We start from the raw sequence: 15,399 nt of genomic DNA on the forward strand, positions 1-15,399 counted from the left end.
TCTCACTCTCCAGCGGTGTCGGCGCAGTCGGCGAGACTGCGCCGGGGGTCGGCGGCGGCGGTACGCAGTACCGCGCCGAACCGGCGGTGCCACGCGACCACGCCGTCGTGGTCGAACAGGTCGGTGCGGTAGGTCCAGAGCGCCGCCAGCCCGTCCCGCCGCTCGTCGAGCCAGAGGGTCAGGTCGAGCCGGGCGGTGTCCGGGGTGAGTTCCACGCCGGTGAACTCGACGCCGGCCGCGCCGCGGTGCCGGGCCGGCGGGGCGTTCTGCACCCCGAAGGCGACCTGGACGAGGGGGTTGCGCCGTGGCCGGCGGGTGGGCCGCAGCCGGTCCACCAGCAGGTCGAAGGGGACGTCCTGGTGGGCGGCGGCGAACAGGGTGACCCGGCGGGCCTCGGCGAGCAGGTCGGCGAAGCCGCGGTCGGGCGCCGGCCGCAGCCGCAGCGGCAGCGTGTTGACGTGGCAGCCGACGCTCTGCTCGGCGGCGACGCTGGTCCGGCCCGCGAAGGCGACGCCGACGAGCAGGTCGCGCCGGCCGGTGGCGGCGCCCAGCAGGGTGGCGAACGCGGCCAGCCCGACCATGTGCAGGCTGGCCCGCCCGGCCCGGGCCAGTTGGCGGGCCGCGTCGGCGGTGGCGGCGTCCAGGGTGGTCCGTAGGGCGGCGCCGGGTGGCGGGCCGTCCTGCGCGTCCAGGGCGGTCCGTGGCGCGGTGCCGGGCGGTCTTCCGTCCTGCGCGTCCAGGGTGATCCGGGGCGCGGCGCCGGGTCGGCCGGTGGACGGTGGGTTCGGCCGGGTCGGTGCGGTCCATCCTTGCCGGGGTGCGGCGGTGGGGAGGTCGAGCAGGTCGGGGGCCCCGCGCAGCTCCGCGAGCACCTCGGCGACCGCCCGCCGGCCGGCCGGCCCGGCCAGCCACTCCCGCTGCGCCAGGGCGAACGCTGCCGGGCCGACGGCCGGCCGTTCGGGCGCCGGACGGGGTTCGCCCTCGGTGTCGTACGCCCTCGCCAGGTCCCGCACGAGCACGCCGAACGACCAGTCGTCGCAGACGATGTGGTGCACGACCAGCAGCAGCGCCAGCGCCCGGCCGGCGGCGTCCGGCACCAGGTGGGCGCGGAACAGCGGGCCGGCGGCCAGGTCCATGGGTGCCCGGGTGGCCTCGGCGGCGAGCCGGCGCAGCCGCGCGTCGAGCGGCGTGCCCTCGTCGGGCGGCGTGCTCGCGTCGGGCGGCGTGCCCACGTCGGGCGGAGTGCTCGCGTCGGGCGGCGTGCTCGCGTCGGGCGGCGTGCCTGCGTCGAGCGGCGTGCCCGCGTCGAGCGGGGTGGCTGGCTCGGGCGGCGCGATGACCGGGACCACGTCGGCGGGCGGGCGGACCTGCTGCACCGGCCCGTCGGGGCCGGACGGGAAGACCGTGCGCAGCGCCGGGTGCCGGTCGACCACCCGGCGCAGCGCCCGGGCCAGCCGGTCCGGGTCCAGCGGCGTGGCGAACCGGACCGCAAAGGCCAGCAGGTAGGAGGTGTCGGCCGGGTCGAGCCGGTGCAGGAACCAGAGCCGGGCCTGCGCGGCCGAGAGCGGAAGCGGGCGGTCCGGCGCCGGGCCGGTCGGTTCGGCGTCGGGAGCCGGGCCGGCGGCCAGCCCGTCGAGGTGGGCGGCGTCGGGGGCCGGATCGGCGGCCAGGCCGTCGAGGTGGTCGGCGGCCGGGTCGGCGGCCAGCCCGTCGAGGTGGGCGGCCAGTGCGGCCACGGTCGGGTGGGCGAAGAGGTCACCCGGCCGGACCGGCCGGCCGGTAGCGGCGGCCAGCCGGGTGGCGCAGCGGACCGCGAGCAGCGAGTCGCCGCCCAGGGCGAGGAAGTCGCTGTCGGCGCCGGTGACCGGCACCCCGAGCAGCTCGTGCCAGATCCCAGCCACCGTCCCGGCCGTGCCGTCGAGCGCGGCGGGTGCCCCGGTGTCGTCGCCCAGGGTGGGCGCGGGCAGGGCGGCGCGGTCCACCTTGCCGTTGGGCAGGGTGGGCAGCCGGTCCAGCCAGATCACGGCCGCGGGGACCAGCGGGGCGGGCAGCGCCTCGGCCAGCCGGGCCCGGACGTCGGCGCGCCGATCGCCCACCAGGTAGCCCACCAGCAGCGGGTCGCCACTCGGCCCGGGCCGCACGGCGGCGGTCGCCTCGCGTACGCCGGGCAGGGCGGCGAGGCGGGCCGCCACCTCACCCAGCTCGATCCGGTAGCCCCGCAGCTTGACCTGGTCGTCGAGCCGGCCCAGGTACGCGAGCTGCCCGTCCGGCCGCAACCGGACCCGGTCGCCGGTGCGGTACATCCGCTCGCCGGGCCGGAACGGGTCGGGCCGGAACCGGGCGCGGGTCTCCTCGGGCCGGTCGAGATAGCCCCGGGCCAGGCCCGCCCCGGCCAGGTGCAGCTCACCCGGCTCGCCGGGCGGGACCGGTTCGCCGGTCGGGTCGAGCACGTAGGCGCGGGTCTGCGGCAGCGGCCGGCCGATCGGCGGGTCGCCGCTGTCCGGTGGCACCTCCGCCCAGGTGGAGTAGGTGGTGTCCTCCGACGGTCCGTAGAGGTTGCAGAGCCGGCGGACGTGCGGGCGGGACCAGACCCGGGCGGCCAGCGCGGCGGTCAGCGGCTCGCCGGCCAGGCAGACGGTGCGCACGCTCGCCGGCAGGGCCGACGCCGTGAGCAGTTCGCCCATGGCCGACGGCACGGTGTTGACCAGGGTGACCGGCAGCCGGTCCGCGCCGGGGGCGGCGAGCGCCAGCACGTCGTCGACGAGCAGCACCCGGCCGCCCCAGCAGAGCGGGCCGAAGATCTCGAAGACCGACAGGTCGAAGCAGACCGAGGTGGCGGCGAGCAGGCCGCCCAGTTCGGCGTCGTCGAAGGTCTGCCGGACCCAGTTCATGAGCACCGACGCCGAGCGGTGCTCGATGGCCACCCCCTTGGGCCGCCCGGTCGAGCCGGAGGTGTAGATGACGTACGCCAGATCCGCCGGCGTGGCCGCGACCGCCGGGTCGGTGGCGTCCTCGACCGGGTCGAGCCGGTCGACCGGGACCGCCGTGTCGGGGAACCGGCCGGCGAGGTCGGCGCTGGTCAGCACCAGCCGCACGCCGGAGTCGGCGGTCATGAACGCCACCCGGGCCGGCGGGTACGCCGGGTCCAGCGGCACGTACGCGGCGCCGGCCTTGAGCACGGCGAGCAGGGCGACCACCAGCTCGGGTGTGCGCGGCAGGCAGACGCCCACCCGGTCCTCCCGGGTCACGCCGCGCCGCAGCAGCATGCGGGCCAGCCGGTTCGCCGCCTCGTCCAGCTCCCGGTAGGACAGCGCGCGGTCGCCGTGCCGGACCGCCTCGGCGTCCGGGGTGCGGGCGGCCTGCGCGGCGACCATCCGGTGCAGGCAGTCCACGGTGGTCGGGCCGCCGGTCACGCGCCGGCCGGTGCTCCGGCGGGTCGGGCCCGCGGGTCGGGTGGGGGCGCTCACCGCGGGGACCCCCCGCTCCGGAGCAGCGCCAGCCGCCGGTCGGCCTCCTCCTGGAGCCGGTCCTTGTCGGCGAGGATGATCGTGCCCGGATCGTTGTCGGGCAGCTCGTCCTCCACGTCGCGGATCGGCCGGTACGCGATGCCCGCGGCGGCCAGGCCGAGCGCGCACAGCCCGGCCACGATCGCCGCGAGGGCCATGCCGCGCCCGGCTCCGGTGCCCACGACGCCGGCCAGCGGGCCGCCGGGGGCGGCCAGCGGGGCGAAGACGTGCTCGGCGAGCGGGCCGGCGCTGAGGAAGCCGGCCGGCACCATGAGCCAGGACAGCATCTGGCCCATGGACAGCACCCGGCCCTGGAGTTCGAGCCCGACCTTGGCCTGCACGATGGCCAGCCAGTGGGTGTTCACGAGTGCCGTGGCCAGGCCCATGCCGAACAGGCCGAGCGCCGGGAACAGCGGGCTGGGGTGCAGGCCGACGGTGAGCAGCGAGACGCCCAGCAGCACGACGCTGACCAGGATGCCCGTGGTACGCCGGGCCGTGCCGCCCCAGACGCCCATGAGCACCGAGCCGACCACCATGCCCACGCCGCTGGCGGCGAGCACCCGGCCGAGGACCGCCGGGTCGCCGAAGGACAGGGTCAGCGGCGTGACCAGGACCTCGACCATGGCGAAGAAGTAGTTCAGCGACGCGACCAGCACCACCAGGGCGACCAGGCCGTGCCGGCGGACGATGAACCGCCAGCCGCCCAGGACCTCCCGCCGGAACGGCTCCTCCCGCTTGACGAACAGCGTGTCCGGGAAGCGGACCGACAGGGTGACGAGCACCGCCACGGCGAACGTGAGCAGGTCGATGACGACGATCCCGCGCAGCCCGACGGCGAGCACCAGCGCGCCGCCGACCAGCGGCGCCAGCACCGTGCTGGTGGCCGTGCCGAGGGAGACGATGCCGTTGGCCCGCCCGTAGTACCGCTTCGGCACCAGCTGCGTGACGGCCGCCAGGTAGGCGGGTTGCTGGAAGGCGGTGGCCACCGCGGTGACCGTGATCGCGGTGAACACGTGCCAGAGCTGGAGCTGACCCCGCCAGAGCAGCAGCGCGAGGCTCACCGTGCCGACCGCGGCCAGGCAGTCCGCCAGGATCATGATCCGTCTTCGGTCCCACCGGTCGGCGAGCGCGCCGGCCACGGGGGAGAGGACCACGGCGGGCAGCAGCGCCAGCACGGTGGCCGTGGCGAACAGCGACACCGACCCGGTCCGCTGGTAGACCCAGAGGCTCATGCCGAAACCGGTCAGCCCGCTGCCGATGAGCGAGACGAGCTGCCCGATCGCGATCAGGTAGAACACGGCCAGGCTCGGCATGGCGCGGCGCGGGGCCGCCGGCTGCTCGCGCGGTGGCACGGGCACGGGAGCGGGCGCGGCCGCCGGCTCCGGGCGGGCGGGCCCGGCGCAGTGCGCCAGGATGATGTCCGCCAGCTCGGCGGGCTGGTGCTTGGCGAAGTAGTGGCCGGCGCCCTCGATGACCTCCAGCGACACCCGGTCGGCGAAGAACTCCCACTCCAGGTACCGCTCCTGGTACAACTCCGTGGCGCGGTCGCCGCTGCCCACGACGCTGACCAGCGGCGCCGACAGCTTCCGGGGCAGGCCCTCGGCGTAGACGTCGGTGTAGTAGTCCTCGCCCCTCGCCGAGTCGGCCAGGACCACGCGCATCACGAAGTCCTTCTCGTTCTCGTCGAAGACCTCGGTGAAGAAGCCCATGGCGCGCAACGACTCCAGGGTGCGCCGCTTCGACGTCCAGCGCTCCACCGGGAACCACCGCCGCAGCCAACCGAACACCCGGCCGGGCAGCCGCGGGGCGGGGAAGTGGGCGCCGATGACGACGCCGGTCACCTCGACGCCGGCCGCCTCCAGCCGGCGGGCCAGCTCGACCGCCTCGGCGCCGCCCACGCAGTGCCCGTACACGGCCACCGGGCCGCTAATCTTCTCGACCACCTCGGCGACGCAGCCGTCGATCAGCTCGTCCAGGTCGAGCAGGGGTTCGTCCGGGCGGTTCACGTCGTGGCCGGGGCGTTCCAGGGCGTACAGCGAGACGCCTGGCGGGAGCGCGTCGGCGAGCGGCTGGAAGGTGATCGCGCTGCCGCCGCCGAACGGTACGCAGACGAGCGTCAGCGTCGTCGGTGTGCCCGGCCGCGCCGGGGTCAGCTCGTGCAGCAGGCGCCCGACCGAACCTCCGGTCGCCGCCAGGTGCTCGGTCAGGCCCCGGATCGTCGGGTGGCGGAACAGGTCGAGGACGCTGATCGCCGGGTCGCTGCCGGCCAGGGCCTTGATCGCCTTGAAGGAGTCGCCGCCGAGGTCGAAGAAGTCGTCGTCGATGCCGACGCTGTCGTACCCGAGCACCGCCGCCCACCGCTGCGCCAGCGCCCTCCGCAGCGGGGTGTCCGGCGGGGTGGCGCCGGTGGTGGCGCCGCCCCGGCGGGGGGCGGGCAGGGCCGACCGGTCGACCTTGCGGTTGGCGTTGAGCGGCATCCGGTCGAGCACCACGAACGCCGACGGCACCATGTAGTCCGGCAGCCAGGTGCGGGCGAACGCCCGCCACGGCGCCGGGTCGACGTCGAAGTCCGCGGTGACCTCCGCCGGCTCCGGGTCGGCGTCGCCGCCGGGCCCGGCCAGCGTCAGGTAGGCCACGATCGACTTCTCGGCGCCGTCCTCGCGGACCACGACGGCGGTGTCGCGGACCGACTCGTGGCGGCGCAGCACCGCCTCGATCTCGCCCAGCTCGATGCGGAACCCGCGTACCTTGACCTGCGAGTCGCTGCGGCCGACGAACTCGATGCGGCCGTCGGCGAGCCGCCGGCCGAGGTCGCCGGTGCGGTAGAGCCGGCCGCCGCCGTCCGGGTCCGGCACGAACCGCTGCGCGGTCAGCGCCGGGTCGCCGTGGTAGTCGCGGGCCAGCCCCGCGCCGCCCAGGTACAGCTCACCGAGCACGCCCACCGGGGTGGGGGAGAGCCGCGCGTCGAGCAGGTGGACCCGCATGTTGCCGATCGGACGCCCGACGGTGAGGTGGGTGAAGCCCGCCTCGATCCGGTCCATGGCGCACCAGACGGCGGCCTCGGTCGGGCCGTAGAGGTTCCACAGCGCGTCCACCCGCTCGGCCAGTTGCCGGGCCAGCGGCGCGGACACCGCCTCGCCGCCGCACACGGCGGTCAGGCCGGGTGTGCCCGTCCAGCCGGACTCGACGAGCAGCCGCCAGGTCGCCGGGGTGCCCTGGGCCAGGGTGACCCGCTCGGTGTGCAGCAGGCCGGCCAGCCGGGTCGCGTCGTAGGCCACGTCGCGGCCCACCAGCAGCATCCGGGCGCCGACCACCAGGGGCAGGAACAGCTCCGGCACCGACATGTCGAAGGCGAAACTCGCCATCGCCAGCATCGTGCCGTCGGCCGCCAGGCCCGGCCGCTCGCGCATGGTGGCCAGGGTGTTCACGATGGCGCCGTGGCTCACCCGGACCCCCTTGGGGCGGCCCGTCGAGCCGGACGTGTAGATGACGTACGCGAGGTCGTCCGGCCCGGCCGACGGCGCGGGGTCGTTGTCCGGCTCGGCGTCCAGCGCCGCGCCGCCGCACACCACCTCGCCCGCGAAGCCGGCGAACCGGTCGGCCAGGCCCGCCTCGGTGACCAGCACCCGCGCGTCGCTGTGCGCCAGCACGTAGCGCTGCCGCTCGGCCGGGTAGTCGGGGTCCACCGGGACGTACGCGCCGCCGGCCTTGAGCACGCCGAGCAGGGTGACCGGCAGCTCGGCCGAGCGGTGCAGGCAGACGGCCACCGTGACGTCCGGGCCGACGCCGGTCCGGCGGAGCCGGTGCGCGAGCCGGTTGGCCCGGGCGTTCAGCTCGGCGTAGGAGAGTGTCGTCGCCCCGAAGGTGACGGCGGGCCGGTCGGGCCCCGTGGCGACCTGGTGGCCGATCAGCTCGACCAGGGTCGGCCGGCCCGGCACGGCCCAGCCCGGCTCGATGGCGGTGTCGTTCCACGCGGCTTCCCGCTCCCGCTCGGCGGGGGTGAGCACGGCCAGGTCCGCGAGCCGGACGCCGGGGTCGGCGACGGCCGCGGCGAGCAGCGTCTCCAGGTGCCCCATGATCCGCTCGGCGGTCGCGGCGTCGAACAGCGCGGTGTTGTACTCCAGCCGGAACCGCAGCCCCTCGTCCACCTCGTACGCGTACAACGCCAGGTCCTGCTGGGCGATGCCGGGCTCGACGGCGAACGGGACCATCCGGAGGCCGGCCCTGCCCAGGTCCCGCTGCTCGGGCACGTTGAGCAGGTTGAACATCACCTGGAACAGCGGGTTCCGGCTGAGGTCGCGGGGCGCGTCGACGAGGTCCACGAGCCGCTCGAACGGCACCTCCTGGTGGTCGTACGCGCCCAGCGCCGTGCGCCGCACCTCGCCGAGCAGCTCCGCGAAGGTCCACTCGCCGTCGAGCACGGTGCGCAGCGGCAGCATGTTGACGAAGAAGCCGACCATCGGTTCGAGTTCGGCGCGGACCCGCCCGGCGACCGGCGTGCCGACGCAGATGTCGCGCTGGCCGGTGTAGCGCCAGAGCAGGGCCTTCAGCGCGGCCAGCACCGTCATGGCCAGGGTGGCGCCCCGCGCCTGGCTGAACCGGCGCAGCTCGTCGGCGGTCTCCGGCGGCAGGACCCGGGTGCTGACCGCGCCGTCGAAGGTCTGCACCGGCGGCCGGGGCCGGTCGGTGGGCACCTCCAGCACGCTCGTCACCCCGTCGAGCTGCCTGCGCCACCAGCGCAGGTCGTCGCCGTCCGGGTCGGCCAGCCGGCCGCGCTGCCAGCGCGCGTAGTCGCCGTACTGGACGGCCAGGTCGGGCAGCGGCGCGGGGCGGCCCTCGCGGGCGGCGTCGTATCCGGTGGCGAGTTCGCCGGCGATGATGCCGAGCGACCACCCGTCGGAGACGTTGTGGTGCATGGTCAGCGAGAGCACGTGCCGGTCGGCGGCGATCCGCAGCAGCACGGCCCGGAACAGCGGCCCGCCGGCCAGGTCGAACGGGCGCCGGACGTCGGCGGCGAGGGCCGCGTGCACCCACCCGGGCACCGCGTCGGCAACCGCCGATTCGACGATGCTGCGCGGCGCGGCGTCGTCCGCGTCGTCCGGCGCGGTCACCACCGGCAGGTCGACCGGCCCGGCCGGTCGCACCTCCTGGACCGGGTCGCCGTCGGGGCCGAGCGGGAAGACGGTACGCAGCGACTCGTGCCGCCGGACCAGGTCGGCCAGCGCCCGGCGCAGCGCGTCGACGTCGAGGTCGCCGTCCAGCAGCAGCGCCGTGCTGACCGTGTACGCGTTCTGCGCGTACGCCTGGTCGAGGAACCAGAGCCGGTGCTGCCCGGAGGAGAGCGGCGCCGGGCCGGCGTCGGGGTCGGCACGGGGGATGGTCGGCTCGGCCGGCGCGGCGGGGGCCGGCTCGACCACGGCGGGCGCGGCCGGTGCGTCGACGGTGGCCGGCAGCGCCGCCGCGAGCCCGGCGACGGTCGGCTGTGCGAAGACCGTCTCCAGCGGCAGCGCGACGCCGAGCCGGGCGCGCAGGCGCACCACGACCTGGGTGGCGAGCAGCGAGTGCCCGCCCAGCTCGAAGAAGTTGTCGTGCGCCCCGATCGGCCGGATGCCGAGCAGCTCGGCCCAGATCTCCGCCACGCGTTCCTGCGCCGGGGTGCTCGGGGCGACGTAGGCGCTGCTCAGGGCCGGCCGGTTGCCGGTGTCGGCGGGCCCGGGCGCGGCCGGCGCCTCCGGTCCGGTGGGCGCGGGGAGGGCCGCCGCGCCGGCCCGGCGCACGGCGTCCACCCAGTACCGCTGCCGGTCGAACGGGTAGCCCGGCAGGGCCAGCCGGCGACGCCCGCCGCCGTGGAACCGGGCCCAGTCGACCGGCGCGCCGGCCAGCCACAGCCGGCCGACGGCGTCGAGCAGCGTGGCGAGGTCGTCGGCGTCGGAGCGCGGATGCCGCATCGCCGCCACGGCCTGGCCCGGTCGCAGGCCGGCCAGCCGGGCCAGGCCGCCGAGGGCGTGCCCGGGGCCCAGCTCGGCGAGGACCACGTCCTGCTCGGCGAGGAGCGCGGCCGACTCGGCGAAGCGCACCGGCTCGCGCATGTGCCGCACCCAGTACGCCGGGTCGGTGACCTGCCCGGGCGTGACCGGACCGCCGGTCAGGTTGCTCAGGTAGGGGCGCTCGGGCTCGTGGTAGGTGACCCGACCGGCGTGCTCGGCGAACTCGTCGAGCACCGGGTCGAGCAGGGCCGAGTGGTAGCCGCGGGCGACCCGCAGCGGCCGGCAGTCGACCCCGTCGCCGGTCAGCCGCTCGCGCAGCGCCGCGATCGCCTCGGGGTCGCCGGAGAGCACGCACAGCTCCGGTGCGTTGACGGCGGCCAGCGACACCCGGTCGTCCAGCAGCGCGGCCACGGCCGCCTCGGGCGGGCTCACGGCGAGCATCGCCCCGGCCGGCGTCCGCTCGACCAGCGCGCCGCGGGCGCACACCAGACGCAGCGCGTCGGGCAGGGAGAAGACGCCGGCCAGGCAGGCGGCGACGTACTCGCCGAGGCTGTGTCCCACCATGAGGTCCGGCGTCACGCCCCGGGCGAGCAGCGACCGGGCGAGCGCGTACTCGCTGACGAAGAGCGCGGGCTGGACCAGCCGGGGCCGGGCGAGCAGCCGCTCGGCCTCCGCGTGACCGTCCGGCGGCGGGCAGAGCAGCGTACGCAGGTCCAGCCCCAGATCGTCGCGGATCAGCTCGGCGCACTCGTCCACCACGGCCCGGTAGGTCGGCTCGGCGCGGTGGAGGCCCGCGCCCATCGCCACGTGCTGGGCGCCGTGCCCGGGGAAGGCGAACACCAGCGGCCGCCGGCCGCCGGGGTGGACGCCGCCGAACTGGCGCTGCGGCGCGTCGAGGGCGGCCAGCGCGTCGGCCCGGTCCGCCGCGACGAGGAACCGCCGGTGGGGCATGGACTGGCGCCGGCCCAGGTTGGCCGCGACGTCGGCGAGGTCCACCTCGGGCCGCCCGTCGAGCCAGTCGCGGAGCTGGCGCGCCTGCCGCTCCAGCGATTCCGCCGTACGGGCCGACACGACCAGCAGGTGCGGGCCCGCGGCCGGTGCGGCCGTCCGCGGCGCCGGGGTGGCCGGCGGCTCCTCCAGCACCACGTGGGCGTTGGTGCCGCCCATGCCGAACGAGCTGACCCCGGCCCGGCGTGGGCCGTCGACGGTCCACGGGCGGGCGCTGTCGTTGAGGTAGAACGGGCTGCCCGCGAAGTCGATCGCCGGGTTGGGCTCGCGCACGTTGATCGCCGGCGGCAGCGTACGGCTCCACAGGGCCATGACCGTCTTGATGAGACCGGCCACCCCGGCCGCGGCGTCGGTGTGCCCGATGTTGGCCTTGACCGAGCCGAGGGCGCAGAAGCCGCGGTCGTCGGTGCCACGGCGGAACGCCTCGGTCAGCGCCGCCACCTCGATGGGGTCGCCGAGGCTGGTGCCCGTCCCGTGCGCCTCCACGTAGCTCACCGAGCGGGGGTCCACACCGGCCGTGGCCAGCGCGTTGCTGACCACCTCGGCCTGACCCGCGACGCCCGGCGCCGTGTAGCCGGTGCGGCGCGCCCCGTCGTTGTTGACGGCGGAACCGCGGATGACCGCGTAGACCGTGTCGCCGTCGGCGACCGCGTCCTCCAGCCGCTTCAGCGCGACGATCCCGACCCCGCTGGACTCGATGCTGCCGCGCGCGTCCGCGCTGAACGGGCGGCAGTGCCCGTCGGGCGAGTAGATCCCGCCGTCGTGGTAGAGGTAGCCCCGGCGCTGCGCCGGGAAGATGCTGACGCCGCCGGCCAGGACCAGGTCGGACTCGCCGGTCAGCAGGCTCTGCCGGCCGAGGTGCACGGCCACCAGCGAGGTCGAGCAGGCCGTGGCGACGGTGACCGCGGGGCCGGTGAGGTCGAGCTTGTAGGCGACCCGGCTGAGCAGGAAGTCCTTGTCGTTGCTGATGGAGAGCTGGTGCTCGCCGATGGTGCCGGCCAGCTCGGGGTGGCCGCTCAGGTGGTCGAGCAGGTAGCTGCTGCGGCCCGATCCGGCGAAGAGGCCGATCCGGCCGGGGTGACCGGACGGGTCGTGGCCGGCGTGCTCCAGCGCGTGCCAGGCGCACTCCAGCAGCAGCCGGTGCTGCGGGTCCAGGGTCTGCGCCTCCCGGGGCGTGATCCCGAAGAACGCGGCGTCGAACTCGTCGATGCCCGGCAGCCAGGTCCCGGCCCGGACGTACGCCGGGTCGGCCAGCCGGTCGGGGTCCGCCCCGTCGGCGAGCATCTCCTCGACGCTGAACTCCCGGACCGACTCCACCCCGGTGCGGATGTTGTGCCAGTACTCGTCGAGGGTCCGGGCGCCGGGGAAGCGGCAGGCCATGCCGACGACGGCGATCAGGCCGGTCGGCTGCCCGGTGTCTCCGGCCCCGCCGGCGCGGGGCCGGGCGATCCGGGCCGGCGCGACGGCCGGCGCGGGCGCCCCGGTGGTGGCGGTGGTGAGGAACGTGGCCAGGGCGTCGACCGTGGGATGCCGGAACAGGTCGGTGACGGTCACGACGTCGCCGAGCGAGTCGCGCAGCCGTTCGAGGACCGCCAGCAACCGCATCGAGTGGCCGCCGAGGTCGAAGAAGTTGTCCCGCACGCCGACCGCGTCGACGCCGAGCACGTCGCGCCACACGTCCACGACGAGCCGCTCCAGGCGTACCCGGGTCGCGTCCCACCGGACCGGGCCGGGCGCGGGCGCCGGCGGTTCGGGGGCGGCGGCCTCGGGTGCGGACCGTGGCCGGGGCACGTCCGCCGCGCGGCCGGGCGCGGGCAGCGCGGCGGTGTCCACCTTGCCGTTGCCGGTCAGCGGCAGCGCGTCGAGCCGGACGAACACGGCGGGCACCAGGTAGGACGGCAGGTCGGCGGCGAGCGCCGCCCGGAGGTCCGCGACGTCGGTCTCCGCCGCGCCCGCGAGGTACGCGACGAGCCGCGGGTCGTCGGGGTCGTCCCGGCGCAGCTGCACCGTCACGTCGAGCTCCGGCCGGCAGCGGCGGACGGCGGCCTCGACCTCGCCGCACTCCACCCGGTAGCCGCGCAGCTTGACCTGGCGGTCGGTGCGGCCGAGGTATTCGAGGTGCCCGTCGGGGCGCAGGCGGACGAGGTCGCCGGTGCGGTAGAGCCGCGCGCCGGGGACGGCCGAGAACGGGTCCGGGACGAACCGCTCGGCCGTCAACCTGGGCTGGTTCAGGTAGCCGCGCGCCACGCCGGCCCCGCCGACGTACAGCTCGCCGACCACGCCCGCCGGGACCGGGTTGCGCCACGCGTCGAGCACGTACAACCGGGTGTTGGCGATCGGCCGGCCGACGGGGACGGAGCCGTCGTCCGGCGAGGTCGGGTCGACCTCGTACGCGGCGCAGCCGACCACGGTCTCCGTCGGCCCGTACTCGTTGACCAGCGCGGTGCCGGGCGCGTGGGCCCGCCAGGGCGCCACCTGGTCGGCGCGCAGGTTCTCGCCGCCGATCACGAAGCACCGGGTGCGGCCGGCCAGCTCGGCGGGGCCGAGCTGGTGGCGGACCAGGTCGAGCTGCGCCGGGGTGATCTTGACGAGGCCGAACGGTGTCCGCTGCTCGCGCAGCGCCTCGCCCAGCGCCTCGGGGCCGAGGTGCTCGCCGATCATGCGCACGGTGGCGCCGCTGACCAGCGGGACCAGCAGGCTCGTCACGGTCAGGTCGAACCCGATCGACGAGTGCAGCGGGACGAGGTCGCCGGGCCGCAACCGGTAGGCCTGCGCCGCCCAGCGCACGTAGTTGCACACGCCGCGGTGGGTGACCATGACGCCCTTGGGCCGGCCGGTGGAGCCGGAGGTGTGGATGACGTACGCCAGGTCGTCCGCCGACGGCTGCCGGGGGCGGCGGGCCCGCCGGCGCGGGCCGCCACCCCGGGCCGGTTCGGCGGCCGGGACCGGCGCGTCCGGGCCCGGCACCAGCAGCGCCGCGCCGTCGGGCACCAGGTGCGCCAGCTCCGCGCAGGTGAGCACGACCGGGGCGGCGGCGTCCGCGATCAGGTGCCGCAGCCGGGCCGGCGGGTTGGCCGGATCCATGGGTACGTAGGCCGCGCCGGTCCGCAGCACGGCGAGGACCGCCACCGCGAACGGGACCGCGCGGGGCAGGAGCACCCCCACCAGGCTGCCGATGCCGACGCCCCGCCCGCGCAGCGTCTCCGCCAGCGCCTCGGCTCGGGCGTGCAGCTCCTGGTAGCTCAGCGCGGCGTCGCCGTCGGTCACCGCCACGGCGGCCGGCGTCTCCCGCGCCTGTCGCTCGATCAGCAGGTGGACCAGGTCGTCCGGCTCGGCGGGGGTGGCCGTGCGGTTCCACTCGCCGACGAGCTGCCGGTGCTCGTCCGGGGTGAGCATCGTGGCCGCGCCGACCGGCGCGGCCGGCTCGGCCAGGAGCGACCGCAGCAGCGTCTGGAAGTGCCCGGCGAGGCGGGTCATCGCGTCGCCGTCGAACAGCTCGGTGCGGTACTCCAGCGCCGTGCGCAGGCCGTCGGCGTTCTCCCGGACCGAGACGGTGAGGTCGAACTTGGCGGTGTCGACGGGCACCTCGACCGTGGTGACCTCGAGGTCGTCCAGGCGCGGGGGCGCCGCCTCCCGGCCGTAGACGAACATCACCTGGAACAGCGGGGTGAAACCGGGCCGGCGGGACGGGCGCAGCGCCTCCAGCACCGTCGGAAAGGGCAGCTCCTCCCGGCTCAGGTCCTCCAGGGCGGCGGTGCGCACCCGCCCGAGCAGCGTCTCGAACGACGGGTTGTCGTCCAGTCGGGCCCGGACGGCCACGGTGTTCAGCAGCAGCCCGACGAGCCGCTGCGTCTCGGGCCGCCGCCGGTTGGCCACCGGCGTGCCCACGACGATGTCGCGCTGCCCCGTCCAGCGGGCCAGCAGCACGTGCGACGCGGCCAGCAGGACCATGTACGGGGAGACCCGCATCCGCCGGCAGAGCGCCGTGAGCGCCTCGGCGGGGACGTCCAGCGGCACCGACAGGGTGGCCCCCGCGCTGGACGGCACGGCGGGGCGCGGCCCACGGGTGGGCAGCTCCAGCACGGCCGGCGCGCCCGCGAGCCGCTCGCGCCAGTGGTCGAGCTGGGCGGCCGCCTCCGGGCCGTCCAGCCAGTCCCGTTGCCGGGCCGCGTGGTCACGGTAGTCGGTGTCGACCGGGTCGAGGTGCGGCGGCTGCCCCGCGCGGTGCGCGGCGTAGAGCCGTTCCCACTCGTCGTGGAGGATGCCGAGCGACCACTCGTCGACCGCGACGTGGTGGAACGTCAGCAGGAGGACGTGCTCCTCCGGCGCGCAGCGCAGCAGGAGGGCGCGCACCACGGGGCCGCGTTCCAGGTCCATCGGGGCGTGCGCCTCGGCGTGCATCCGGGCCTGCAGCTCCTGGTCGCGTTGCCAGGTGGGCAGCCCGCTGAGGTCGTGCACCCGCAGGAGGCCGGGGCGCGGCTCGTGGACCACCTGCGCCAGGCGTCCCGCCGCGTCGTCGTCGCCGGGCGCACCGTCCGCGGCCGGGGCGAGGGTGGTGCGCAGGGCGGCGTGCCGGGCGACCAGATCGTCGAGTGTGGCCGACAGGGCCGGCACGTCCAGCGGACCGTGCAGCCGGTACGCCAGCGGCACCAGGTAGGTGGTCGTCCCTGGGTCGAGGCGGCTCAGCTGCCACATCTGGTGTTGCGCGGCGGAGGCCGGAGCAGGGGCCGCGTCGGGCGGAAAATTGCCGGCGTCGACCCTTGTGATCAGTGTTTTCATAAGACAGGTGCAGATCCCTCGATAGGAATTTCCTGTCCCCATCATCGACAGCGGTGATCTTTGGCGGGATCCCCGGATCGGGCGGCCGTCGATGCGTTCGGCCGACGGACTCGCACGTT

At 76.3% G+C, this 15,399-nt stretch carries 2 protein-coding genes; both read right to left on the reverse strand.

Translation table 11 applies throughout. The annotated features are described in order from the left end of the window. Window positions 1–2: 2 nt before the first annotated feature. Window positions 3–3,467, reverse strand: coding sequence for an amino acid adenylation domain-containing protein (locus tag ABZ452_RS14755; RefSeq protein WP_357942677.1), 3,465 nt, complete (start codon window positions 3,465–3,467; stop codon window positions 3–5). Continuing rightward, entirely contained in the window at window positions 3,464–15,325 is an 11,862-nt protein-coding gene (locus ABZ452_RS14760; protein WP_357942840.1) for an amino acid adenylation domain-containing protein, read from the reverse strand. Before ABZ452_RS14760 ends, ABZ452_RS14755 begins: the two co-directional genes overlap by 4 nt. Window positions 15,326–15,399 lie beyond the last annotated feature (74 nt).

This window comes from Micromonospora sp. NPDC005707 (assembly GCF_040631005.1).
GTDB lineage: Bacteria > Actinomycetota > Actinomycetes > Mycobacteriales > Micromonosporaceae > Micromonospora.

What these genes read in the sequence shown, in the direction of transcription:
- ABZ452_RS14760 (WP_357942840.1), bottom strand. Translation starts at nt 15,325, where the DNA reads ATGATGGGGACAGGAAATTCCTATCGAGGGATCTGCACCTGTCTTATG.